The following is a 24847-nucleotide window of genomic DNA, read 5'->3' on the forward strand; positions in this document are numbered from 1 at the left end:
GGCCCTTATCCGGCGCTGAACGCCCACCGCGCCCTGCGCGGAACGCGCACGGCCAGCATGGGTTTCAGCAGCGGCTGCGCATATCGGCGCAGGTCCAGCGCCTCATGCACGCCAACACTCTGTTCCCCGTCGATACAGGTGCGCACTGCCGAGCGCGTGTAAAACGGCGCGTCCAGCATGGCCAGTTCCTGACGCGGCACAAACCCCGCATCTGCGCGCGTTTCGCGCCGAACCGCCCACAGGCTGCGGGCCATGCGCGCGCGGGGCGGCGGGGCGGTCTGTTCGGTGCGCCCGTCGCGGTGAAACTGCAACGCAATGCTTTCTGACCGGCCATCGCGCAGCGTGGCGTCATAAAAGCAGCTTGTGCCGCGCTTGTGGGGGAACCGCCCCCATGTCCAGTAGTTGAAATCATCTTCCAGCGCGCTGGTGCCGTAATTCGAGTCGAAATAGCCATGCCCCGTCCAGTGGTGTCCGGGGTCCAGCGCGACATCAATCCGCGCAATTGGCGCGAAGGGCTGCCAACAGTGGCGGCCATCGGGCGTCAGGTCATAGGTCTGGCCAAACAGCGTTTCGGGGTGCAGCGTGATGGTGCCGCGCACCCGGCTGACAAGCGGGGGCGAGGATATCTCGTTCACCTCTATCACCAGTTTGTCACCGTCCCAGCGCATGGAACTGGGGCCAACCTCCAATGTATCGGCGCTTTGGCGCAGGGCGCTGCGCCCGCGGTCTGTCATGGTGAAGCGCGATTTCGGCCCATATGTGGCGACATTGATGCAGCAATGGTTTTGCGGATCGCGCCGTCCTGACCACCGATACCATGGCGAAAATACCGACCCGATGAACCCGATCACCGAAATGGCGCAGGTGCCATCATCGCTTAGCCCGTCGACATACCACCAGTGATAGCCGTTTGGCGCGACATGGGCGCTGAAATCCGGTCGGCCATCGCGGCATGTGCGGCGTGTTGCCCCGACAGGGCCGCCATTGGCACCCCCGCCCCCGGATGCACCCCGCCCCCCGCCAGATACAGCCCCGCCAGTTGGGTGCGCGCCTGTGGCCGCTGGAATGTCGCAAAGGTCCCGTTCGGACTGAGGCCATACAGCGCCCCCTGACTGTGGGGAAACAGCGCTGCGAAATCCTGCGGATGGGTTGTCGTCACATTGGCGGGTGTCAGGTGCAGGCCGAAACGCGCCAGCCTGGCGAAAGGGTCGGTCGGGCATGTGTTGTGGCCTTCGGGTTGGCCCGCGCCAAGCGGCGGGGCATTCAGGATAAGTTGAAAACGCTCATGCCCATCAGGCAAGCCCGATGCGCGGTCTTGGGCGCACATATAGATGGTGGGGTTTGCGGGTCTCAAACCTTGTGCAAGGGGTTCGAATTCCTGCCTTGGGTCATCAGCAAAAAAGACATTGTGATAGGCCAGTGCAACACGCCCAAGACCCCGGCCCGCAACCTGCGCGGAAAATGTCCATACATCGGCTGACAGGCTGCGCGGGGTGATTTGCTGGGGTTTGGGGGCGCCTGCTGCTTGCCCAAGCAGTGCCGGCAAGGCGGCAGGGTCCCCATTGAACACCACCTGGGGGCCGTTCAGGGTTTCTCCATTGGCCAGATGCAGCCCGCTGACTGCGCCATTTGTGGTTGCAATGGCGCGCACGCGGCAATTCAGGCGCAGCGTGCCGCCCAGCCGTATCAGCAGATCCGCCAGCACCTGCGCAAGCCGGGCCATGCCCCCCTTGACGGCCCAGACCCCCGCGCCTTCGGCTTGCCATATCAGCGCCAGAACCGCAGGGGCCAGTAACGGATTTCCGCCCACATAGGTGGCATACCGCCCGAACAGCTGGCGCAAATGCGGGTTGGAAAACCGCGCCTGCAGCATGCGTTCAAGGCTTAGGCCGGGGCGCAGCCATGGCAAGGTGACAGGGCGCGCCAGGGCGGCGCGCGCGGCGGCCCATGCGTTGGGGCGGGGGGCAAACATGACCGGCGCGCGAAAGGCATCATAGAGCGCTGCGCTTTGTGCGGAAAAACTGCGGTATTCCCTTTCGGCCTTCGACCCGAACGCGGCAGCAATCGCGCGGGCGTTGTGGTCTGCGCAGGGCGTCAGGTCCAGCCGCGTGCCATCGGTCCAGAAATGGCGCGCCAGCACCGGCAGGGCAACCAGCGTCAGGTGGTCGTCCAACCGCGTGCCAGCGGCATGAAACACATCGTCCAGCACTGCGCGCAGTGTCAGAACCGTGGGGCCAGCGTCAACAGGGCCTGCAGCGCTGTCGGTGGTGCGGATTTTGCCACCCGGCCATGAATGCCCTTCGCATACGGTGACCTTGTGGCCCTGTGCGGCCAGATAAATGGCCGCAACCAGCCCGCCAATACCGGCACCGACCACGAGGATGGGTTCTTTTTTGATGTTCATGTCGGGAATTCTTGACTCTTTCTGCGAAACTGTCCAGTTTAACTTACACTATACTGTAGAAAATATTTGACAGTCAGTCGCGCAAGGGGGACCAGATGGAACTTGGCAGACGGATAGACAGGGCGATGAGTGCCGCAATTGCGCGCGCGCAAGGGGCTGCGGGCACCCCTGATGAAGTGCCCGGGCGGCTGGCGGCGGCGCTGAATTATGCAGTTACCCCCGGCGGTGCGCGCATACGGCCCACGATTTGCCTGTCGGTGGCGCTGGCCTGTGGCGATGACCGCCCCGACCTTGCGGACCGCGCCGCCGTCGCGCTGGAGTTGATCCATTGCGCCAGTCTGGTGCATGACGATTTGCCGGCCTTTGACAATGCCAGCTTCCGGCGGGGCAAGCCCACGGTGCATCTGGCCTTTTCCGAACCCTTGGCCGTGCTGACTGGCGACAGCCTGATTATTGCAGGCTTCGACCTGCTGGGCGGTGCGGCCCCTGCCGATGCTGCGCGCGCGCTGCAACTGGTGCAATTGCTGGCCCGTCATACGGGCATGCCGCATGGTATTTGCGCCGGGCAGGGGTGGGAAAGCGAAGCGCGTGTGGATTTGCGCGCCTATCACCGCGCAAAAACGGCAGCGCTGTTTGTGGCGGCCACGCAAATGGGGGCCTTGGCGGCGGGTCATGAACCCGGCCCATGGGAAGAACTGGGTGCCCGCATCGGCGAGGCGTTTCAGGTCGCCGATGATTTGCGCGATGCGCTGTATGATGAAACCACGCTGGGCAAACCTGTGGGGCAGGATGCGGCCTATGCGCGCCCCTCGGCAGTGCAGGAACTGGGCGTGCAAGGGGCCATCAAGCGGTTGCATGACATTCTGGGCGGCGCGATTGCGTCGATTCCGTCATGTCCGGGGGAAGCGCAGCTTGCGCAATTGGTGCGCCTCTATGCGGAACGCATGACGCCGGTTGCGCCGGTGCGTGCGTAAGCAGATGACGCAACAGGATGGGCATGTCGCACCGCTTCGGCCTGCGGGGCTGATAAACCGGCTGGCGGCGTCGCCGCGGTTTCAGGCGTTCGCGGCGCGGGTGCCGGTTTTGCGCAGCATCGCCCGGCGCGAAGGCGCGGCGCTGTTTGACCTGATGCAGGGGTTTGTCAGCAGCCAGATGCTGGTTGCATTGGTGGAATTGCGCGTGTTGCACCTGTTGGCCGATGGCCCCGCCACCCCCGATGCGTTGGGCGCGCGCCTGAATGTGCCGCCGGACCGTATGGCGGTGCTGTTGCAGGCGGGTGCGGCCATGCGCCTGTTGCGTCGCAAGGGCGCAAGGTTCCATCTGGCACAGCGCGGCGCGGCCTTTCTGGGGGTGGCGGGGTTGGAAGACATGGTGCGCCACCACGCGGTTTTATACGGCGATCTGGCCGATCCGGTGGCGTTCCTGCGCGGTGAAACTGTGCCTGCGCTGGCGAATTTCTGGCCCTATGTGTTCGGCGCGTCGGGTCCCATGGACCCCGAAGTGTCCGCGCGCTATTCCCGCCTGATGGCTGACAGCCAGACGATTGTTGCGGCAGAGGCGCTGGCCAGCGTGTCCCTGAAGGGGGCGTCACAGCTGCTGGATGTAGGGGGCGGGACAGGCGCGTTTTTGCGCGCCGTGCGCGCGCGGTATCCCGCGCTGGACCTTGCGCTGTTCGACTTGCCCGATGTGGTGGCCCTGGCCGACCTGCCGGAAAACGTGGCCCGTCACGGCGGGTCCTTCCGCGATGATGCGCTGCCGCAAGGGGCGGATGCCATTTCGCTGGTGCGGGTGCTGTATGACCACAGCGATGACACTGTTCGCGCGCTGCTGGCCAAAGTATTCGCTGCCTTGCCAGCGGGCGGCAAGGTGCTGGTGATTGAACCCATGTCAGGCGGTGCGCGCCCTGATCGCCATACTGATGTGTATTTTGCAGTTTACACATTGGCCATGCAAACTGGCCGCACCCGCAGCGCGCAAGAAATTGGCGTCCTGCTGCGTAACGCCGGTTTTGCAAATATCCGCCCCATAGCGACGCGCAGGCCCTATGTGGCTGCAGTGATTGTGGCACAGAAGCTGTAATCTTGGCCTGTCATCTTAAAATTACTGTCAATTAGAATTGACACCTGCATATGTATCGTTAAGATTACACATGGGAATAGTGAGTCGACAGCGAAGCAAAACGCAACGCAAGGCCACCACCCGGAGGGTTCCTGTGCATACTGACGCCATCATCCTGAAAGCGCCCCGCCAGCTGTCGCTGGGCCGTGTTGCGCTGAACCCCGCAGGGGCAGGGGATCTGGTGGTCCGTGTGGCGCATTCGGGCATTTCAACAGGGACAGAACGGTTGTTCTGGACCGGCGAAATGCCGCCATTTCCGGGCATGGGCTACCCGCTTGTGCCCGGCTATGAAGCCAGCGGTGTGGTGGAACAGGCCGGTGCTGATACCGGGTTCCGCGTGGGCGAGCATGTTTTTGTGCCCGGTGCGAACTGCTATGCACCGACCGACGATGGCGCAGTTTACGGCCTGTTTGGCGCAGCGTCGCGCCATCTGGTCACGGATGCGCGGCGCGTCACCCGCATTGACCCCGCCTTGGGGGCAGAAGGCGCGTTGCTGGCGCTGGCTGCGACGGCATATCACGCCGTGGCGGGGCCACATGCGCGTTTGCCCGGTCTGGTGGTCGGGCATGGTGTTCTGGGGCGGCTGGTGGCGCGCAGTGTCATCGCGCTTGGCGGTCCTGCGCCGCAAGTGTGGGATGTGAACCCAGCGCGCCATGCGGGGGCGCAGGGCTACGCTGTGTGCCACCCTGACGATGACGCGCGCCGCGATTATGCCTGCATTCTGGACGCATCGGGCGCGGCAGGGCTGCTGGAGCAGTTGATCGGGCGTGTGGCCAAGGGCGGCGAGGTTGTGCTGGCCGGTTTTTACACCACGCCCCTGCAATTCACCTTTGTCCCTGCCTTCTTGCGCGAACTGCGCTTGCGCGTGGCGGCGGAATGGCAACCCGAAGACATGATTGCCACGCGCGATCTGATCGAAAGCGGCGCCTTGTCGCTGGCGGGGTTGATTACCCATCACGCCAAACCAGCGGATGCCGCGCGCGCTTATGAACAGGCCTTCAGTGATGCTGACTGCCTGAAAATGATACTGAACTGGGAGGCTTGAGAGATGACGCTTGATATTCCGAACCTGAAGGATTTTGACAAGCGGCTGCGCGACGAGGCCCATGAAGAGCCGTCGTTGGAAATTCCGCAAGACCCGCCCAGCAAACACACCCAGATCATAGCGATCTATGGCAAGGGCGGGATTGGCAAATCCTTCACGCTGGCCAACCTGTCCTGCATGATGGCTGAACAGGGCAAGCGCGTGCTGCTGATTGGCTGTGACCCGAAATCGGATACAACCAGCCTGTTGTTCGGCGGCAAGGCGTGTCCCACCATCATTGAAACATCCACCCGCAAGAAGCTGGCGGGCGAGGAAGTGGCCATTGGCGATGTCTGCTTCAAGCGCAACGGCGTGTTTGCCATGGAACTGGGCGGGCCGGAAGTCGGGCGCGGTTGCGGGGGGCGCGGCATTATCCACGGGTTCGAACTGCTGGAGAAACTGGGCTTCCATGACTGGGACTTCGATTATGTCCTGCTGGATTTTCTGGGCGATGTGGTCTGCGGGGGTTTTGGCCTGCCGATTGCGCGCGACATGGCACAGAAGGTTATTCTGGTCGCATCGAATGACCTGCAATCGCTGTATGTGGCCAATAACGTGTGTTCGGCGGTGGAATATTTCCGCAAGATGGGCGGCAATGTCGGTGTGGCAGGGCTGGTCATCAATAAAGATGACGGCACGGGCGAAGCGGCGGCTTTTGCAAAATCGGTGAATATTCCGGTGCTGGCGGCCATTCCGCAAGATGATGATCTGCGCAAGAAATCCGCGAATTACCAGATTGTGGGCAGTGCGGCCAGCAAGTGGGGATCGCTGTTTGTGGGCCTGGCCGAGGCTGTGGAGCTTGCCCCGCCCCTGCGCCCCGACCCGCTGGATCAGGACGGGCTGCTGGCGCTGTTCGACAGCAAGGATACGGGCGGCGATATTGTGCTGGAACCGGCCACCGACACAGACATGCGCGGCAAGAACGCCGTGGCGAAAGCGTCGCTGGAAGTGGTGTATGACGATGCCTGATGATTTTGCGCATATGGAACAGGGGGGCCAGCCCCCCATCGCCTGCGGCGATTCCCCCCGGAGTATTTCGGGCAAGATGAAGGATGATCTGGCTGCAGGGCAGGCGGATGGCATGGGATGTCATGCGCCGATGCAACAGATGGAGGCCAGGACGCGCGCTGCCGGGAACGGGGCCGTGCTGGACCAGTTTGCCAGGGATTACCCGCGCGGCCCGCATGACAAGCCGGAATCGATGTGCCCTGCGTTTGGGTCCTTGCGGGTGGGCCTGCGCATGCGGCGTGTGGCAACTGTGCTGTCGGGGTCTGCGTGTTGTGTCTATGGGCTGAGTTTTGTCAGCCATTTCTATGGCGCGCGGCGGTCCGTGGGCTATGTGCCGTTCAATTCGGAATCGCTGGTCACGGGCAAGCTGTTCGAAGATATCCGCGATGCGGTGCATGACATGGCGGACCCTGCGCAATATGATGCGATTGTGGTGACCAATCTGTGTGTGCCCACGGCGTCGGGCGTGCCGCTGCGGTTGCTGCCCAAGGACATAAACGGTGTGCGCATTGTGGGAATAGATGTGCCCGGATTCGGGGTGCCCACCCATGCCGAGGCCAAGGATGTGCTGGCCGGCGCCATGTTGAATTATGCCCGCCAAGAGGTTGAGGCGGGACCGGTGCCTGCGCCGCTGGCTGGCCGCACGGACCGCCCGACGGTTGCGCTTCTGGGCGAGATGTTCCCTGCCGATCCCATGATGATCGGCGCGATGCTGGCCCCCATGGGGCTGGCCGCAGGGCCTGTCGTGCCGTGCCGCGAATGGCGCGAGTTATATGCTGCGCTGGATTGCGGCGCGGTTGCGGCCATCCATCCGTTTTATGCGGCGGCGGTGCGGGAATTTCAGGCCGCAGGGCGGCCTGTGATAGGGTCCGCGCCCGTGGGGGTTGAGGGCACGCATGACTGGCTGGCCGCGATTGGCGCTGCGTTCAATGTGGCGCCAGAGCGGATTGCCGCGGCGCAAAATGCGTTTGTGCCCGCAGTGCGCGCAGCGCTGGCGGGTGCCCCCGTCAAGGGCCGGATCACGCTGTCGGGGTATGAAGGGTCGGAGCTGTTGGTGGCGCGCCTGCTGGTCGAGAGCGGGGCGGATCTGGCCTATGTGGGCACGGCCTGTGCGGCGTCGAAATGGTCAGCGGCGGACCGCGACTGGCTGGAAGCGCGCGGTGTGGTTGTGAAATTCCGCGCGTCATTGGCTGATGATCTGGCTGCTGTTGACGGGCTGGAACCTGATCTGGCCATTGGCACCACGCCTGTGGTGCAGCATGCCAAGCAAAAGGGCATCCCGTCGCTGTATTTCACCAACCTGATTTCCGCGCGTCCCCTGATGGGACCGGCGGGGGCGGGGTCCTTGGGCGAAGTGGTCAATGCCGCCATCAATGGCAAGGCGCGCATGGACATGATGCGCGATTTCTTCGACGGGGTGGGGACGGGCGACACTGCCGGTATTTGGGAAGGCAGCCCGAACCTGCGCCCTGATTTCCGCGCCCAGCACCAGAAAAAACTGGACAAGGCCGCGCGCGCGGCCAAAGCGCAGGAGATGATCTGATGCTGGTTCAAGATCATGATCGCGCGGGCGGGTATTGGGGGGCAGTCTATGCCTTTTGTGCCGTCAAGGGGTTGCAGGTTGTCATTGATGGCCCTGTGGGGTGTGAAAACCTGCCTGTAACATCGGTTCTGCATTACACCGACGCGCTGCCGCCGCATGAATTGCCGATTGTCGTTACCGGACTGGGCGAGGATGAAATGTCGTCAGGCACCGAGGAATCGATGGCGCGGGCGTGGAAAACGCTTGATCCCGCGCTGCCTGCGGTTGTCGTCACAGGGTCCATTGCGGAAATGATCGGCGGGGGGGTGACCCCGCAGGGCACGAATATTCAACGCTTCCTGCCGCGCACCATTGATGAGGATCAATGGGAAGCGGCCGACCGCGCCATGACATGGCTGTTCACCGAATTCGGCCAGACCAAGGGTCGCATGCCGCCGGAGAAGAAGCGCGAGGAGGGGGCGCGCCCGCGTATCAATATCCTTGGGCCGATGTATGGCACGTTCAATATGCCGTCTGATCTGGCTGAAATCCGCCGACTGGTCGAAGGGATCGGCGCGGAGGTCAACATGGTCATGCCATTGGGTGCCCATCTGGCCGATATGCGCAATCTGGTGAATGCTGATGTCAATATCGTGATGTACCGCGAATTCGGGCGTGGATTGGCCGAATGTCTGGGCAAGCCCTATTTGCAAGCGCCCATCGGCATGGACAGCACAACGCGCTTTCTGCGTCGTTTGGGCGAATTGCTGGAACTGGACCCGGAGCCGTTCATTGCACGCGAAAAGCATTCGACGCTGAAGCCGGTCTGGGATTTATGGCGTTCCGTGACACAGGATTTCTTTGCCACGGCCAGTTTTGCGGTTGTGGCGTCTGAAACCTATACGCGGGGCTTGCGCAAATATCTGGAAGAAGACCTTGGCCTGCCCTGTGCCTTCGCGGTGGCGCGCGTTCGCGGCACCAAGACCGACAATGACCGTGTGCGCGCGCTGCTGGGTGCAAAGCGCCCCTTGGTGGTGTTCGGGTCCATCAATGAGAAGATGTATCTGGCCGAGTTGAAGGCCGGACACGGGCCAGCGCCTGCGTTCATTCCCGCCAGTTTTCCCGGCGCGGCGATAAGGCGCCATACTGGCACGCCCATGATGGGCTATGCGGGCGCGAGCTATGTTTTGCAAGAAGTGTGCAACGGGCTGTTTGACGCGCTGTTCCATATTCTGCCGCTGGGCAGCCAGATGGACGCCGCTGCAGCCACGCCCACCAATTTGCGCCGTGACTTGCCATGGTCCGCCGAGGCCAAGGCCGAACTGGACCGCATTGTGGCCCAGCACCCTATTTTGACCCGCATTTCTGCCGCGCGCAGCCTGCGCGACGCCATAGAGGCCGCGGCACTGGACCGCGGGGCAGATGAAATCGACAGCGAATTGGTTGCGGCGCTTCGCCCAGACCTGACCCGCGCGTGACCACAGGAGGAAAGACCATGGCCGATTACACCGTGAATGCCCCCAGACCCCGCAACGAGCGTGCGCAGAACTGGGAATACAGGCTTTATTTCAGCGTGATCTTTGTTTTGGCGCTGGCAACGGGTCTGCTGACCTGGAGCTGGCGTGTCGTGACCACCGGCAAATTGCCGCGCCTTGGGCCGGTGGGCCGTGCGCTGGCCGATGCGCATGTGATCGCGCCGATTATTTTCCGCAGCTGAAAAGCTGTGTGACCGATATTCCCGTGGGCAGGGTCTGCGGGATTTTGGCGCCCCGTAAAAAGGGCACCATCCCGGCCGCAGGGTGTGCGGTGCCAGTCTTATGATCCGGAGGATACTATGGCTGAAAGAACTGACCTGTCGTTTACAGGTCTTACCGACGAGCAGGCCCAGGAGCTGCACTCGGTCTATATGAGCGGGCTTTGGCTGTTTTCAGCTGTTGCCATCGTGGCTCATTTGGCCGTGTTCATCTGGCGCCCGTGGTTCTGAAGGGATTAGAACATGAGCAAGTTTTACAAAATCTGGCTGATCTTTGATCCGCGCCGCGTTTTCGTGGCACAGGGCGTGTTCTTGTTTCTTCTGGCTGCGATGATCCATTTGGTGCTGTTGTCAAGCGACGGCTACAACTGGTTCCAGATCGCTGCCGAGAAATACGGCCGCTAAGACGCGTTTTTGCGTCCCGACTGTGGGCGGCGTGGCACACCGTGCCGCCCGCAGCCATCCATTCAACATATGACGGCCTTGACGGCCGCCGAGCCTAGCGGAGGGAAGCATGGCGCTGCTAAGCTTCGAGCGCAAATACCGTGTGCCAGGTGGCACGCTGGTCGGCGGGAATTTGTTCGACTTCTGGGTCGGGCCGTTCTACGTCGGCTTTTTCGGGGTCACGACAGTGTTTTTTGCCGTGCTCGGAACGCTCTTGATATTTTGGGGGGCGGTGCTGCAAGGCACATGGAACCCTTGGCTGATTTCAATTAATCCCCCACCCCTGTCTTACGGGTTGGGTCCGGCACCGCTGCTTGAAGGCGGGCTATGGCAGATTGTCACCATCTGCGCGATCGGGGCGTTTGTGTCCTGGGCGCTGCGCGAGGTGGAGATCTGCAAGAAACTGGGCATGGGCTATCATGTGCCCTTTGCCTTTGGTGTGGCGATTTTTGCCTATGTCACGCTGGTGGTCATTCGCCCGGTGCTGATGGGGGCCTGGGGGCATGCGTTCCCATATGGCATCTGGACGCATCTGGATTGGGTGTCCAATGTTGGCTACACTTACGGCAATTTCCACTACAACCCGGCGCATATGATCGCGGTGACCTTCTTCTTCACCACGACACTGGCGCTGGCGCTGCATGGCGCGCTGGTTCTGTCGGCAGCCAACCCCAAGAAGGGCGAAGTCATGAAAACGCCCGACCATGAAGACACGTTTTTCCGCGACTTGATCGGCTATTCGGTGGGCACATTGGGCATTCACCGTGTTGGTCTGTTGCTGGCGCTGAATGCCGGGTTCTGGTCGGCGGTCTGTATCGTGATTTCGGGCACCATCTGGTTTGACCAGTGGGTGTTCTGGTGGGACTGGTGGCTTGATCTGCCGTGGTGGCGCGATATCGCAGGAGGCATCAATGGCTGAGTATCAGAACATCTTTACACAAGTGCAGGTGCGGGCCGCCCCCGAAATGGGCCTGGTCGAAGGCGTAGAGCTGGAAAACCGCACCAAATCTGCCAGCTTCTCCAACCTTGCGGGTTGGTTTGGCAACGCCCAGATCGGGCCTGTCTATCTGGGGGCCATGGGTGTGCTTAGCCTTGTGTCCGGCCTGACATGGTTTGTGATGGTGGGCATGTGGTATTGGTATCAGGCCGGGTTCAACCCCGCCGTGTTCATGCGCGACCTGTTCTGGTTCTCGCTGGACCCGCCGGGGCCTGAATACGGGTTGCGCATGCCACCCATTGCAGAAGGGGGCTATTTCCTGATTGCATCCTTCTTCTTGCTGATTTCGGTGCTGTCGTGGTGGGTGCGCACATGGTTGCGCGCCGAAGCGCTGGGGATGGGCAAACATGTGTCTTGGGCATTTGCCAGCGCCATCTGGCTGTTTCTGGTGCTGGGCCTGTTCCGCCCCATCCTGATGGGGTCCTGGTCCGAGGCCGTGCCCTATGGCATCTTCTCGCATCTGGACTGGACCAACCTGTTTTCCTTGCGTTACGGCAACCTGTTCTACAATCCGTTCCATGCGCTGTCGATTGTGTTCCTGTATGGGTCGGCGTTGCTGTTTGCCATGCACGGGGCCACCATTCTGGCCGTCAGCCGTTTCGGCGGTGACCGCGAGCTGGAGCAGATTGTGGACCGTGGCACTGCATCTGAACGGGCGGCCCTGTTCTGGCGCTGGACCATGGGCTTCAATGCCACAATGGAAGGGATTCACCGTTGGGCGTGGTGGTTTGCGGTTCTGTGCACATTGACAGGCGGTATCGGCATTCTGTTGACGGGCACCGTCGTTGATAACTGGGCCATCTGGGCCGAGGATCGCGGCTATCGTCCCACCTATTAAGGAGCACTGACATGGCTGAACATGACTACATCCGTCAAACCACGTCCGAACGCATACGCAACTGGATCTTGTATGAAATGTTGCGCGGTGCCGGGTATGCGGCCACAGTGCTGGTGGGGATCGGGGCAATCATCGGGCTGATTTATATCGTAAGCCTGTTCTTGCCCGAAGACAGCAAGAACGCGCCCCCGCCAATGCCCTATAGCCAGATTGATGCACCCCTTGCCGTGGCCATTGATCACGCATGATGTGAAACACGGGGCAGGGCGCCACACGCGGCCTGTCCCACACCAGGTTCGGACCAGATAGCCGGTCCGGATGCGGGCATGTGACGCCCGGTTCCCTTTCCTGTTGGCGACAGGGAACTGGTGCCGTGCGGGCAATGCCCCACGGCACCTTTTTTCACAGCTGGGCCCGGGCCATGTTCCGGGCAGGGAGGGACGCAATGCGCGGCAGGGAACTTTACGGTATCGACACCCCGCAACTGGACCGTATCGGGGGACCTGCTGACCTGCGGGACCTGACGGATGCGGACCTGTCCGTTCTGTGTGATGAATTGCGCCGCGAAACCATCGAAGTGGTCAGCCGCACAGGCGGGCATCTGGGGTCGTCGCTGGGGGTGGTGGAACTGACAGTGGCGCTGCATGCGGTGTTTCGCGCGCCTTTTGATAAACTGGTCTGGGATGTCAGCCACCAATGCTACCCGCATAAAATACTGACAGGCAGGCGCGCCGAGATGGGCACGCTGCGCCAGCAGGACGGGCTGTCGGGCTTTACCAAGCGCAGTGAATCTGCCTTTGACCCGTTTGGCGCGGCGCATAGTTCAACCAGCATTTCCGCGGCCCTTGGGTTTACCATCGGGCGTGATATGGGCCAGCCTACCGGTGATGCGATTGCGGTCATCGGCGATGGGTCCATCACGGCAGGCATGGCCTATGAGGCGCTGAACAACGCAGGCAGTGAAGGGCGGCGGTTATTCGTCATTCTGAACGACAATGACATGTCCATTGCGCCCCCGGTGGGTGCGATGAACAGCTATCTGAACCAGTTGAACGGCCAGTCCACGGGGCAGGGGGCCACGCTTCAGGACATTGCGCAGGGGTTCATCGCGGCACTGCCCGAACCCCTGCGCGAACAGGCACAACGCGCCCGCGCGCTGGCAGCAGGCAGCCCGCCAGATGCCACGATGTTCGAACATCTGGGCTTTACCTATATCGGGCCGATTGACGGCCATTCCCTGCCGGACCTGTTGGCCACATTGCGCATGGCGCGCGACCGCGCCGAAGGGCCGGTGCTTATTCATGTGCGCACCATCAAGGGCAAGGGCTACGCCCCCGCCGAAGGGGCGGCGTGCAAATACCACGGCGTTGCGAAATTCGACGTGGCATCAGGCCAGCAGGCCAAGGCCAGCGCGAACGCCCCCAGCTACACGGCGGTGTTCGGGCGCACCCTTGCGGATGAGGCCGCGCGCGACCCGCTTGTGGTTGCTGTCACGGCGGCCATGCCCAACGGCACCGGCGTTGACATCATGGCGCAGCGGTTTGCGCGGCGCGTGTTCGATGTGGGTATTGCCGAACAGCACGCGGTCACATTTGCCGCCGGCATGGCCGCCAGCGGGTTGCGCCCGTTCTGCGCGATCTATTCCACGTTTCTGCAGCGCGGCTATGACCAGATTGTGCATGACGTGGCGCTGCAGGGCTTGCCCGTGCGCTTTGCGATTGACCGCGCCGGACTGGTGGGCGCGGATGGCGCGACGCATGCGGGCAGTTTTGACATTGCATTCATGACCAACCTGCCCGGTATGGTGGTCATGGCCCCATCAGACGAGGTGGAGTTGATGCATATGATCGCCACTTCCGCCAAATATGACGACGGCCCGATTGCGTTCCGTTTTCCGCGTGGGGCTGGCACAGGGGCAGAATTGCCCGAACGCGGCAGTATTCTGGACATCGGCAAGGGGCGCATCGTGCAAGAAGGCACGCGGCTGGCGTTTTTGTCATTCGGGGCGCATCTGGGTGAAGTGCACCTTGCCGCCGAGGCATTGGCCGCGCGTGGCATAAGCTGCACCATCGCGGATGCACGTTTTGCCAAACCGCTGGACACCGCCCTGATTGACCAATTGTCGCGCCACCATGAAGCCGTGATCACGGTTGAACAAGGCGCGCAAGGCGGGTTCGGGGCGCAGGTACTGCATTATCTGGCCAATTCGGGCGGCTTGTCGCGCGGGTGCAGTCTTCGCACGATCACCCTGCCGGACCGCTTTATCCATCAGGCCAGCCCTGCGGCGATGTATGAAGACGCAGCCATGTCCGCGCGCGATATTGAATCTGTCGCGCTTGAAAGCCTTGGGATTACGTCCATAAGGCGCAGCACTGCCGCGCAAGGCTAGGCGCGGGCCGCACTTGATGTGCCGTTATCGCGTGTCGCGCCAACCCGCGAACCGGCGCTGCGCTTAAAACCACGCGACCATTTTCCAGCAAACCACCCGATACAGCGACGCAAGCCGTCGCTGTATTTTTGTGCATTCCGGCATGGTTGGCAAGAAATGTTGATTAAACCTTTAATTAAGCATTGACCGGCAGATTTTGTGTAGATTAATCGTTACATCAAAGGGGATGCAGATGGCCAGTCTAAAGCAGATTGCACAGGAAATGGGTGTTTCGGTCGCCACCGTGTCAAATGTGCTGACAGGCAAGGGGCGCGTGTCCGAAGACCTAAGCGCGCGTATCAAGGCGCATGCAGACGCCATTGGCTACAAGCCAAGCGTGTTTGCGCGGGCGTTGAAAACCGGCCAAAGCGGGGTTCTGGGGCTGGTCATGCCGGACCTGACCAACCCCTTGTTCCCGCGCATTGCCCAAAGCCTGTCGATTGCCGCCGAACAGCGCGGGCTGGGCATCCTGATCGGGGATTCGCGCGGCAATGCCGACCGCCAGCGCGAAGCCATCCACTGGCTTGCAGACCGGGGCGTGGATGGCGTGCTGATTGTCCCGCAAAAAGGCACATCGCCCGAAGCGCCCGCTGGCCTGCCCAATGTCATCATCAACACGGCATCTGACCCCCGTTCAGCGGTGGCGGCGGACCATGTGGGGGGGGGCACCTTGCTGGGGCGGCATATTTCCCGACTTGGCCACCGGCATGTGGCCCTGCTGGGCGGCGATCCGGTGTCCGAGGTGCAGCAAGACCGCATCAAGGGTATGATTGCCGGTCTGGGGCAGGGCGTCACCTGTCACACCATCTGGGGCGATGACGGGCTGGCGGCGTTGCCCGCGCTTGCGGCGGAAGGTGTCACCGCGGTGATGGCTACATCGGACCTGCTGGCCCTTGGGGCGCATTCGCGCCTGTCGCAATCTGGCGTTCGTGTGCCAGACGATATCAGTCTGACGGGGTTTGATGACCTGCCGCTGGCAGTGGCCATGCACCCCGCCCTGACGACTGTTGCGCAGGATATGGACAGCATTGCCGCCCATGCGCTGCGTATTCTGACCGACCGAATTGCGCAAAGGCCCGACCAGACCCAAGGCGTCGCGGTGCCGATGCAATTGGTGCTGCGCGCCTCCACCATGCAGGCCCCAACGTAACCCCCCCCACCACCACCCACCCAACACGGAGTCCCGGACATGAAACGACTGATCCCCGCATTTATTCTTGGCTGCGCCAGCGCCAGTGCCGCAGCGGCGAACGAAACGCTGACAATCTCGGTCTATTCCTTTGCGCAGGATGAATACCGCGAAGCGCTATATGCCCCCTTTGAGGAAATCTGCGGTTGCCGTCTGGTTGTCGAAACCGGCAACAGCGTGGAACGCATGGCCAAGATTGAAGCCAATGCTGCAAACCCCGTCATTGATATGGCCGTCATTTCCACCCAAGACGCCCTGAGCCTTGCGCGCAAGGGCCTGATTGCGCCGCTGGATACCACGCGACTGACGAATTTCGATCAGCTATACGAGTCTGCAAAAGACCCGATTGGCGACAATATGGCCGTGGGGTATACTTATTACGCGACATCGATTGTGTATCGCTCCGATCTGGTTGAAATAAATTCATGGGCTGATTTGCTGGGTGATGCGCTGGCCGGTCAGGTCACCTTGCCCAATATCACCACCACCCAGGGGCCGCTGACGCTGATGATGCTGGGCAAGGCGCTTGGGCATGAAGATGATTATGCGCCGGTGCTGTCGGCCATCGGGGCGCGGTCGGATGATATTGTCACCTTCTATTCGCGGTCGTCGGAACTGGTGCAGCTTATGAACCAGCAAGAGGTGATTGCCGCCCCTGTCGGGCGTTTCGCTTGGGCCAGCTTCAAGAATTCCGCGCTGCCCTTCGCATGGGCGGACCCCGCCGAAGGGCAGGCTGGCGGCATGAACGTGATGGTCATGACAGCGGGCAACGGGAACGAAGATCTGGCCTATCAGTTCATGGATTACTGGCTGTCCGTCGAGGTTCAGACAAAGGTGGGTGAAATGCTGGTGGACAGCCCCGCCAACCGCGAGGTTGTGCTAAGTGACGACGCCGCCGAAAACCTGACCTATGGCGCCGAGGTGATTGACGCGCTGAACATCCTTAGCGCGGCCGAGATTCTGGACCAGCGCGAAGATTGGGTGAACCAGTGGAATAACGAAGTTATCCGCTAAACGCACCGGCAGGGGCGGCGCTGTCCGCCCCCGCCTTGTTGCCGCGTGGCGGGCCTGCACCGTTCACGGGCTGCCGGGCCTGACCTGACCCCCAAACAGGATTTTCATCATGTTTCGTAACCCGCGAGAGGGGCTTGCGCTTGCGTTGCCCGCTGTCATTTTCGCAACGCTGCTGTTTCTGGTGCCAGTGGCCATTCTGCTGTCAGAAGCGTTCCGTGCAGATGGCGGCTGGTCAGTGCAGGGGTATATTGACTTCTTTTCGGTGCCACTGCACCGCAGCGTGTTTTTGCGCACGCTGAAACTGGGTGTTCTGGTGGCGGGCACGGCGGCGGTCATTGGCTATGCGGCGGCGTTTTGCATTGTCAATCTGGACCCCAAATCGCGCGGCAGGGTGTTCGGGCTGGTTGTCCTGCCACTGATGATTTCGCCGGTTGCGCGAACCTATGCGTGGATTGTCATTCTGGGCCGCACCGGCATTGTGAATGAAACCATCATGGGGCTGGGCCTGTCGCAAACACCGCTGCGGCTGCTGTTTACCGAAACGGCAGTGTTCATCGGCTTGTTGCAGCTTTTCCTGCCGCTGATGATTATCAGTCTGGTGTCGGCAATGGAAAACATTCCGCGCGATGTCATCCCTGCCGCGCGTGTTCTGGGGGCGAACTGGTTTGCGGTGTTTTTCAAGGTCATTCTGCCCCTGACCAAGGAAGGGCTTGTGATCGGGGGAACGCTTGTCTTCACGGGGGCGCTGACGGCCTATATCACACCGGCCATTCTGGGCGGGTCCAAGGTGCTGATGCTGGAAACATTGCTGTATCAGCGTGTCAATGTCGCCAATGATTTCGTGTCGGCCAGTGTAATTGCCATGATCCTGATTGTGATGTCCTTCGCGGCCAACCTGCTGCTGAAGCGCATTGCCACTGCGCGGGGACGTTGAACAGATGCGCCATTTTGCCAACTGGACCATTCTGGGCCTGACGCTGGCCTTCCTGATCGGGCCATTCATCATCATCATTCTGGCGGGCGCGTCGGCAGGACAGAACCTTGCCTTCCCGCCCGAGGGGCTGTCGCTGAAATGGTATCTGAAGGTGTTTACCATCGAAAGCTTCCGCGCCAGTTTCGCGCTGTCCATGGGGCTTGCGGTGTTCGGGACATTGGCCGCGCTGGTGCTGGGCATTCCGGCGGCCTATGCGCTGAACCGGTATGACCTGCCGGGCGCCGAAACCGTGCGCACCATTGTGGCCGCGCCCATCATCGTGCCCGGTATCATCGTCGGGCTTGCGTTGCTGCGCTACATGGTGCTGCCCTTGAATGTGTCGATCACGGCCGCGTTGTTCATGGCGCATACGGCGCTGGTTCTGCCCTATGCGGTGCGGGTGGTGTCATCGTCCATGCATAACCTGCGCGCCGATATGGAAGAAGCCGCAGTTTTGCTGGGGGCCACGCGGTTTCAGGCCTTCGCCAAGGTGGTTTTGCCCAATATTCGCGGCGGGGTGCTGGCGGCGTTCATTCTGGGGTTTGTGACATCGTTCAATCAGGTGCCAGTGTCGCTGTTTCTGTCCGGGCCGGGGGTGCGCACACTGCCGATAGACATGCTTGCCTATATGGAAATCACGTTTGATCCATCAGTGGCGGCGTTGTCTGCGCTGCTGGCCTTCATGTCGCTTGCCATTGTTTTCATTGCTGAACGATTGCTGGGGTTTTCTCGTTATGTCTGACACTTTCGTGCAACTTTCCGATCTGACGCTGGCCTATGGCAAAAGCGTTGCGGTGCCATCGCTGAACCTGTCCATCCGCAAGGGCGAGTTGATCGCGCTGTTGGGGCCATCGGGTTGTGGCAAGACCACGACCATGCGCGCCATCGCGGGCCTGCTGGTGCCCGATCGCGGGCGCATCAGCATTGACGGGCGTGATGTGACCCGCGTGCCCGCCAACAAACGCGGTATCGGGCTGGTGTTTCAGTCCTATGCGCTGTTTCCGCACCTGAACGCGTTTGAAAACGTGGCCTTCGGGTTGCGGTTGCAAAAGCTGCCACAGGCGCAGATTGACAGCCGCACCCGCGCGGGGCTTGCCACTGTGGGGCTGGCCGCGTTCGAGGGGCGCAAACCCGCCGAAATGTCGGGCGGGCAGCAACAGCGCCTTGCCTTGGCGCGGTCCCTTGTCATGCAGCCGAAGGTTTTGTTGCTGGATGAACCACTGTCCAACCTTGATGCACGCCTGCGTCTGGAAATGCGCACCGAATTGCAGCGCGTGCAAAAGGAAACTGGCGTCACGATGGTGTTTGTCACCCATGATCAGGCCGAAGCGCTGGCGCTGGCTGACCGGATTGTGTTGATGAAGGATGGCAGGATCGAACAGCTTGGCACGCCTGCCGAACTTTATGCCCGCCCCAGAACGGCCTTCGCGGCCGATTTCATGGGCTTTGAAAATATCTTGCGCGTTGAAGGCGGTGATCTGGTGTCTGACGCGGGGCGCGTGCGCGCCGGGTTCCGGTCTGACAGCCCGCTTCTGGCATGGCGTCCGGGCGGCGTTCAGGTTGGCACGGGGCCGCATACGGGGCGGGTGCTTGCGTCCAGCTTTGCAGGCGGGCACCGGGAATATGTGATTGACAGCGCTTTGGGCCAGATCAAGGCTGACGCCGCGATTGACCTGCCAGAAGTGCCGCTGGGAAACACGCTGCAGTTTGATTTGCCGCAGCACACCGCCTGCGAGCTTGTGGAATGACCGTCTGGGTTGATACGGACCTTGGGTTTGATGATCTTTGGGCCTTGCTGATCCTGCAGCGCGCGGGGGCACCCCTTGCGGGCATATCCCTTGTGGCGGGCAATGCGGAACTGCCGCAGGTGATATCCAACGCCCAAGGCGCGGTCCATGCCTATGGGCTGGACGCGCCCTTATATTGCGGGGCCAAGCGCCCGCTTTTGCGCATGCAGGAAACAGCGGCGCGTATTCTGGGCGCAGATGGCATGCAAACCCGTGGCCGCCGCTTGCCTGTGGGGGATGTGCCGCTTTCCCCCCTTCCCGCCGTTGATGCACTGGCGGCGTGGTTGCAGGGCACCCAAGCCCCGCGACAGGTCTTGGCGCTGGGGCCATTGACCAATCTGGCGCATCTGGTGCAGCGCCATCCTGACGCCGCGGCGCGGATTACCCGTCTGGTCTGGATGGGCGGCAGCAACGGGCCGGGCAACCATTCGCCCGCAGCGGAATTCAACGCCCTTGCCGACCCCGAGGCCCTGGCCTGTGTTCTGGACGCGCAACTGCCGCTGCAGGTGGTTGACCTTATGGCGTGCCGCACAGTGACCTTCGGGCCGCAGGACATGCCCGCCACCGACCCGCTGACGCGTGACCTGCTGGGGGGGTATCTGGATATCGGGCTGTCGCGCGGGCGCGGGCATATGGCCATATATGACCCGGTGGCGGCGCTTGCCTTGCTGCACCCCGCCCTGTTCGGGTTTCAGCGCGTGCGAATGGACGTGTCCACCACGCCCGATGCCAGCTATGGCGCAACCATGTTCACACCCCACCCCGCAGGGCCGGTTCAACTGGCCATAATACCTGATTCAGATGATATTGCGCAGCGTTGTCTTGCCGCGCTTGAACGGAAAGACCCCGCATGACCCCCCCAACCCCGGATATGGACCTGAACGCCCCGGAATTGCGCGCAAGGGCCGTGCGCGCCGCGCAGGGACAGGCCCCGTTTGATTTGCTGATCGAAGGGGGTCAAGTGCTGGACATGGTGACAGGCCGCCAAAGGCGCGCGGATGTGGGCGTTGTTGGCCCGTTGATTGCCAGCGTCCACGCCCCGGGCAGCGCATATTCCGCCAGCCAGCGGCTGGATGCCACCGGGCAGGTCATTGTTCCCGGTTTCATTGACACGCATATGCATGTCGAAAGTTCGATGGTCACGCCTGCGGAATATGCCGCCGCAGTGGTGCCGCGCGGGGTGACAACGGCCCTGTGGGACCCGCATGAATTCGCCAATGTCATGGGCGACTCCGGTCTGGAGTATGCCTGTCAGTCCGTCACGGGGCTGGCGCTGCGTTTATTGGCGCTGGTGCCGACCTGCGTGCCCTCGGCGCCCGGCTATGAACGCAGCGGCGGTGATTTTACCCCTGCGACAATCGCAAAATGGCTTGCGCGCAGCGATATCCACGGCGCGGCGGAACTGATGACCATGCACGCAGTGTTGCAAGGCGATGCGCGTGTGTCGGGCATTGTGGGTGCGGGCCTTGCCAGTGGCAAGCGGGTTTGCGGCCATGCGCGCGGTCTGACAGGGCCGCAATTGCAGGCATTCGCGGCCAGCGGGGTGGAAACAGACCACGAACTGACCAGCGCCGCCGATCTTCTGGCCAAACTGGAAGCGGGCTTCACCATCGAATTGCGCGGCTCGCATGATCATTTGCTGCCGGAATTCGCAAACGCCTTGCTGGCGCTTGGCGAATTGCCGCAAACAGTGACCCTGTGCACGGATGATGTGTTCCCCGATGCACTGGCCCAAAACGGCGGGCTGGATCATGTGATCCGGCGCTTGATTGCCTGTGGCCTGCCGCCGCTTTGGGCCTACAGGGCTGCGACACTGAACGCGGCAACGCGTATGGGGCGCGGGGATCTGGGGCTTGTCGCGCCCGGTCGGCGTGCCGATCTGGTGGTGCTGTCGGATGTGCAGGCGGTGCGCGCGCATCAGGTTGTTGCAAACGGGCATGTGGTGGCGAAAGACGGTGTTCTGACCGTCGCGCAGCCTGTCCAAGCGCCCGCCTTGCACAACACCATGCATATAGGCCCCGTTGCTGCCGCGCATTTTGAAATTCCCGCCAAAGGACCGAAAGCGCGCATTGCAACCCTGTCCAAACCGCGCTTCCCGGAATGGGGCACGCGCCTCGTTGATGTTGCGCAGGACCGGCTTGTGCTGCCCGCAGACATGATCCGTATGGGCATTATCAACCGGCACGGGGCGAAAACCCCCATGCGGGTGGCGTTTTTGGAAAACTGGGGAACATGGCGGGGCGCGTTTGCAACCACGGTGTCACATGACAGCCATAATCTGACAGTGTTCGGCCAAGACCCGCAGGATATGGCTGTGGCCGCGAATGCCCTGCACGCTGCGGGCGGGGGGCTGGCCGTGGCCAGCAAGGGCAAGCTGCTTGCCTGTCTGCCATTGCCGATATGCGGGCTGGTCAGCGACCGCCCCCTGCCTGACGTTGCGCAGGGCTTCGCCACGGTGCAAGCCGCGCTTGATGCATTGGTGGACTGGTCGCCCCCCTATCTGGTGTTCAAGGCGCTGTTCGGGGCGTCACTGGTGTGCAATGCTGGCCCGCGACTAAGTGATCTGGGGCTGGTGGATGTGTTTGAAGGGCGCGTTTTGGAAAGCTGCATTTTGCAAGACGGACTGTCGTAAGTCGGGTGAATGGACATGAACGCGCCCCGCTTTAAATCGGCATATCCCGCTGATCTGCGATTTTTTCCATGGTGATGTAGGATGTCACTGCATCCAGGTCCAACCGTTCAATCAGGCGCTGGTAGACGCGGTCAAAATCGTTCATGTCCTCGGCCACCACCTTCAGCATATAGTCATAGTCGCCCGCGATGCGGTAAAAATCAATGACATTGGGAATGGCCGTGACGGTGCGGCGAAACAGCTTCAGCCAGTCGCCGGAATGATGGCGCGTGCGGATCATGACAAACACGGTCAGCCCCAGCCCTATTTTCGCAGCGTCCAGTCGCAATGTCTGGCCATCAATAATGCCCGCATCGCGCATGGCCTGTAACCTGCGCCAACACGCATTTTGCGACAGGCCCACGCGTTCGGCCAAGGCGCGTTGCGACAGTGCCGGATCGGATTGCAGGGCGCGCAGGATTTCGCGGTCCATCTGATCTAGCGAAATGGTCTTATTGGGCGAATCTGACAACGAAATACCCCTTATTGTCGCGCGTTTAGGGTCACATGACCCCTGTTTCGCGCGCTAGGCTGTGAATGTCAATTTCGCAACTGCCAAAGGACGACACATCATGACCGCCAATGACAGCCCCCTTGCCCGATTCGCGGCCCAGCTTGACCGCCCCGACCGGCTGGCGTGGTTGCGCGCCGGGTTGATTGGTGAAGGCGTGCCCGTGCCCGGTCCTTTCGGGTCGCATCCTTTGGTGTATGCCGACTATGTGGCCTCTGGCCGGGCCTTGCAGCAGGTGGAACAGTTCGTGATGTCAGACGTGCTGCCCTATTACGCCAACAGCCACACCGAAGCGTCCTTTTGCGGGGCCACCATGACGCAAATGCGCCGCGCCGCGCGCGCGACCATTGCCCGCCTGACGGGCGCGAATGATGATCATGCGGTCATCTTCGCAGGGGCGGGGGCAACAGCGGGAATAAACCGTCTGGTGCAGTTGTTGGGGGTGCCACAGGCGCTGGCGGCGGGCGGGCGCGTTGTCGTGTTTGTTGGCCCCTATGAACACCATTCCAACATCCTGCCATGGCGCGAAAGCGGGGCCGAGGTGGTGGAAATTCCCGAAGCGGCCACGGGCGGGCCGGATATGGACGTGCTGGCGCAGGCGCTGGCCGCAACAGGTGACGCCGCGCTGCGGATCGGGGCGTTTTCAGCGGCGTCCAATGTCACCGGGGTTATCACAGACGTGGACCCCCTCACGCGGCTGTTGCGCGCCCATGATGTGCGCAGCGTGTGGGATTATGCGGGCGCGGGGCCATACCTGCCCATCGACATGCACGGCGGGGGCGATTGCGCCAAGGATGCGGTGGTCATTTCCCCGCATAAGTTTCTGGGGGGGCCGGGCGCATCCGGGGTGCTGATTGTCCGCAAGGATGCTGTGGCGCGCACAACGCCTGTCATGCCCGGTGGCGGCACTGTGCGGTTTGTCTCACCCTGGGGCCATGTCTATGCGGATGGGCTGGAGGCGCGTGAAGAAGCAGGCACCCCGAATGTGATTGGGGATATTCGCGCGGCACTGGCATTCATGGTCAAACACGCCATTGGCCAGCCTGTCATGCAGGCGCGCCATGCCGCCCTTGATGCGCGTGCGCGCGCTGTCTGGGACCGCAACCCGCGGCTGGAATTGCTGGGCATGGACAAGGGGCCGCGCCTGCCGATCTTCTCGTTTCGTATTCGGGACGGGCAGGGCGGGTATGTGCACCACCAATTGTTTACCCGCATGCTGAGCGATTGTTACGGCATTCAGGCCCGCGGCGGCTGCGCTTGTGCCGGGCCATATGCGCATCGTTTGCTGGGAATCGACGCCGCGCAATCGCAGCGCCTGCTTGACGCCATTCAGGCGGGTGATGAAATGGCCAAACCCGGTTGGGTGCGGTTGAATTTCAGCGTATTGTTGGATGATGCGAAGGCGGACCATATCATTTCCGCAGTGGATGCACTGGCCCGCACGCCGCACCCGATGCAAAGCGCCTATCATGCTGACATGTCGACGGCGCGGTTTTCTGCGGTTGAATGGCCAACAGGTCCGGCGCAGCCATAATGGGGCAGTGACGGCAGGTCGGGCAGGCGGGGGGCTTATCCCAAGGCTACCTTCTGCACCGGCCCCGCGATGTGGCGTGATTGGCGGGGGGGCGCGCGCTGTGTTTTGCGCACCCCTTTGTGGTTGTTTACTGCAAGTCCTTTGGTCGCATGTCTTTGGGGATGTTCTGGTAGCAGACGGGGCGCAGGAAGCGGCGGATGGACAGGGTGCCCACGGATGTTGCGCCGAAATTGGTTGAGGCGGGGTAGGGGCCGCCATGGACCATTGTATCCGTGACCTCGACCCCGGTTGGGAAACCGTTGGCCAGAATGCGCCCTGCCTTGCGTTCCAGCACCGGCATCAGGCGCTGGCCCAGGCTCGTGTCGCCCGCATCCAGATGCAGGGTGCAGGTCAGCTGCCCTTGCAGCGCGCGCGCCAGATCCAGCATCTGCCCCTCGTCACGGGCGCGGATGATCAGACCCAGCGGGCCGAACACTTCTTCACCCAGAGCGTGGTTGCCCAGCCATGCATCGGCGGTGGTGTCATACAGATAGGGCGTGGCATTGCGCGCGTCGCAACTGGTGGCCAGCATT

At 62.0% G+C, this 24847-nt stretch carries 24 protein-coding genes and 1 pseudogene; 21 read left to right on the top strand and 4 right to left on the bottom strand.

The genetic code is table 11. The features are described 5' to 3' along the window. Positions 1-5 precede the first annotated feature (5 nt). A complete protein-coding gene (gene crtC / locus ACTZWY_RS17475; protein ID WP_444791996.1) occupies positions 6-851 on the bottom strand; it encodes a carotenoid 1,2-hydratase in 846 nt (281 codons plus the stop codon). Positions 852-877: 26 nt separating this feature from the next. Continuing rightward, on the bottom strand, positions 878-2404 hold the full coding sequence (gene crtD / locus ACTZWY_RS17480; RefSeq protein WP_444791997.1) for a 1-hydroxycarotenoid 3,4-desaturase CrtD: 1527 nt from the start codon (positions 2402-2404) through the stop codon (positions 878-880). Between the two features lie 95 nt (positions 2405-2499). On the opposite strand from crtD, the gene ACTZWY_RS17485 reads away from it, so the two are divergent. The 20 genes from ACTZWY_RS17485 (at position 2500) to ACTZWY_RS17580 (ending at position 22191) form a co-directional block, all read left to right on the top strand. Continuing rightward, positions 2500-3378: a polyprenyl synthetase family protein gene (locus ACTZWY_RS17485; RefSeq protein WP_444791998.1), complete on the top strand. Its 879-nt coding sequence runs from the start codon at positions 2500-2502 to the stop codon at positions 3376-3378. A 4-nt stretch (positions 3379-3382) separates the two neighbouring features. Beyond that, positions 3383-4483, top strand: a complete 1101-nt coding sequence (locus ACTZWY_RS17490) for a methyltransferase (protein ID WP_444791999.1) — start codon at positions 3383-3385, stop codon at positions 4481-4483. 133 nt (positions 4484-4616) lie between these two features. Next, positions 4617-5567: a chlorophyll synthesis pathway protein BchC gene (gene bchC, locus ACTZWY_RS17495; protein ID WP_444792000.1), complete on the top strand. Its 951-nt coding sequence runs from the start codon at positions 4617-4619 to the stop codon at positions 5565-5567. A 3-nt stretch (positions 5568-5570) separates the two neighbouring features. Continuing rightward, positions 5571-6575 carry a chlorophyllide a reductase iron protein subunit X gene (locus ACTZWY_RS17500; RefSeq protein ID WP_444792001.1) on the top strand — a complete coding sequence of 335 codons (1005 nt, stop codon included), beginning with the start codon at positions 5571-5573 and terminating at the stop codon, positions 6573-6575. A 112-nt stretch (positions 6576-6687) separates the two neighbouring features. Next, positions 6688-8157, top strand: coding sequence for a chlorophyllide a reductase subunit Y (gene bchY / locus ACTZWY_RS17505; RefSeq protein ID WP_444792016.1), 1470 nt, complete (start codon positions 6688-6690; stop codon positions 8155-8157). Beyond that, positions 8157-9614, top strand: coding sequence for a chlorophyllide a reductase subunit Z (bchZ, locus tag ACTZWY_RS17510; protein ID WP_444792002.1), 1458 nt, complete (start codon positions 8157-8159; stop codon positions 9612-9614). Before bchY ends, bchZ begins: the two co-directional genes overlap by 1 nt. Before the next feature lie 17 nt (positions 9615-9631). Continuing rightward, entirely contained in the window at positions 9632-9853 is a 222-nt protein-coding gene (pufQ, locus tag ACTZWY_RS17515) for a cytochrome PufQ (protein WP_444792003.1), read from the top strand. A gap of 117 nt (positions 9854-9970) precedes the next feature. Further along, on the top strand, positions 9971-10120 hold the full coding sequence (gene pufB / locus ACTZWY_RS17520; protein ID WP_209425017.1) for a light-harvesting antenna LH1, beta subunit: 150 nt from the start codon (positions 9971-9973) through the stop codon (positions 10118-10120). A 12-nt stretch (positions 10121-10132) separates the two neighbouring features. Next, on the top strand, positions 10133-10294 hold the full coding sequence (pufA, locus tag ACTZWY_RS17525) for a light-harvesting antenna LH1, alpha subunit (protein WP_439562617.1): 162 nt from the start codon (positions 10133-10135) through the stop codon (positions 10292-10294). A 109-nt stretch (positions 10295-10403) separates the two neighbouring features. Beyond that, the gene (gene pufL, locus ACTZWY_RS17530) at positions 10404-11252 is read left to right on the top strand and encodes a photosynthetic reaction center subunit L (protein ID WP_444792004.1); all 849 of its coding nucleotides are present in this window, start codon (positions 10404-10406) and stop codon (positions 11250-11252) included. Beyond that, a complete protein-coding gene (gene pufM / locus ACTZWY_RS17535; protein WP_444792005.1) occupies positions 11245-12168 on the top strand; it encodes a photosynthetic reaction center subunit M in 924 nt (307 codons plus the stop codon). The genes pufL and pufM overlap by 8 nt, the downstream gene beginning before the upstream one ends. An 11-nt stretch (positions 12169-12179) precedes the next feature. Continuing rightward, complete coding sequence (pufX, locus tag ACTZWY_RS17540; RefSeq protein WP_444792006.1) at positions 12180-12416, top strand: RC-LH1 core complex protein PufX; 237 nt, start codon at positions 12180-12182, stop codon at positions 12414-12416. Between the two features lie 197 nt (positions 12417-12613). Next, positions 12614-14557: a 1-deoxy-D-xylulose-5-phosphate synthase gene (gene dxs / locus ACTZWY_RS17545; RefSeq protein ID WP_444792007.1), complete on the top strand. Its 1944-nt coding sequence runs from the start codon at positions 12614-12616 to the stop codon at positions 14555-14557. A gap of 232 nt (positions 14558-14789) precedes the next feature. After that, positions 14790-15746, top strand: a complete 957-nt coding sequence (locus ACTZWY_RS17550) for a LacI family DNA-binding transcriptional regulator (protein ID WP_444792008.1) — start codon at positions 14790-14792, stop codon at positions 15744-15746. Positions 15747-15785: 39 nt separating this feature from the next. Next, entirely contained in the window at positions 15786-16799 is a 1014-nt protein-coding gene (locus ACTZWY_RS17555; protein WP_444792009.1) for an extracellular solute-binding protein, read from the top strand. Between the two features lie 109 nt (positions 16800-16908). Beyond that, positions 16909-17733 carry an ABC transporter permease gene (locus ACTZWY_RS17560; RefSeq protein ID WP_444792010.1) on the top strand — a complete coding sequence of 275 codons (825 nt, stop codon included), beginning with the start codon at positions 16909-16911 and terminating at the stop codon, positions 17731-17733. A 4-nt stretch (positions 17734-17737) separates the two neighbouring features. After that, entirely contained in the window at positions 17738-18514 is a 777-nt protein-coding gene (locus ACTZWY_RS17565; protein ID WP_444792011.1) for an ABC transporter permease, read from the top strand. Continuing rightward, the gene (locus tag ACTZWY_RS17570) at positions 18507-19520 is read left to right on the top strand and encodes an ABC transporter ATP-binding protein (RefSeq protein WP_444792012.1); all 1014 of its coding nucleotides are present in this window, start codon (positions 18507-18509) and stop codon (positions 19518-19520) included. The genes ACTZWY_RS17565 and ACTZWY_RS17570 overlap by 8 nt, the downstream gene beginning before the upstream one ends. Then, positions 19517-20413, top strand: coding sequence for a nucleoside hydrolase (locus ACTZWY_RS17575; RefSeq protein ID WP_444792013.1), 897 nt, complete (start codon positions 19517-19519; stop codon positions 20411-20413). Before ACTZWY_RS17570 ends, ACTZWY_RS17575 begins: the two co-directional genes overlap by 4 nt. Then, complete coding sequence (locus ACTZWY_RS17580; RefSeq protein WP_444792014.1) at positions 20410-22191, top strand: adenine deaminase; 1782 nt, start codon at positions 20410-20412, stop codon at positions 22189-22191. Before ACTZWY_RS17575 ends, ACTZWY_RS17580 begins: the two co-directional genes overlap by 4 nt. A 31-nt stretch (positions 22192-22222) precedes the next feature. Here the strand turns inward: ACTZWY_RS17580 and ACTZWY_RS17585 are convergent, their stop codons facing one another. Then, positions 22223-22663, bottom strand: a complete 441-nt coding sequence (locus ACTZWY_RS17585) for an Lrp/AsnC family transcriptional regulator (protein ID WP_444792017.1) — start codon at positions 22661-22663, stop codon at positions 22223-22225. A 139-nt stretch (positions 22664-22802) separates the two neighbouring features. Between ACTZWY_RS17585 and ACTZWY_RS17590 the strand changes: the two genes are divergently transcribed. Continuing rightward, positions 22803-24275, top strand: a complete 1473-nt coding sequence (locus ACTZWY_RS17590; protein WP_444792015.1) for an aminotransferase class V-fold PLP-dependent enzyme — start codon at positions 22803-22805, stop codon at positions 24273-24275. A 127-nt stretch (positions 24276-24402) separates the two neighbouring features. Here ACTZWY_RS17590 and ACTZWY_RS17595 read toward each other — a convergent pair. Continuing rightward, a pseudogene (locus ACTZWY_RS17595) lies at positions 24403-24847 on the bottom strand (aldehyde dehydrogenase (NADP(+))); the annotation flags it as partial.

It is taken from the genome of Roseinatronobacter sp. NSM (genome assembly GCF_052379845.1).
Classification (GTDB): domain Bacteria; phylum Pseudomonadota; class Alphaproteobacteria; order Rhodobacterales; family Rhodobacteraceae; genus Roseinatronobacter.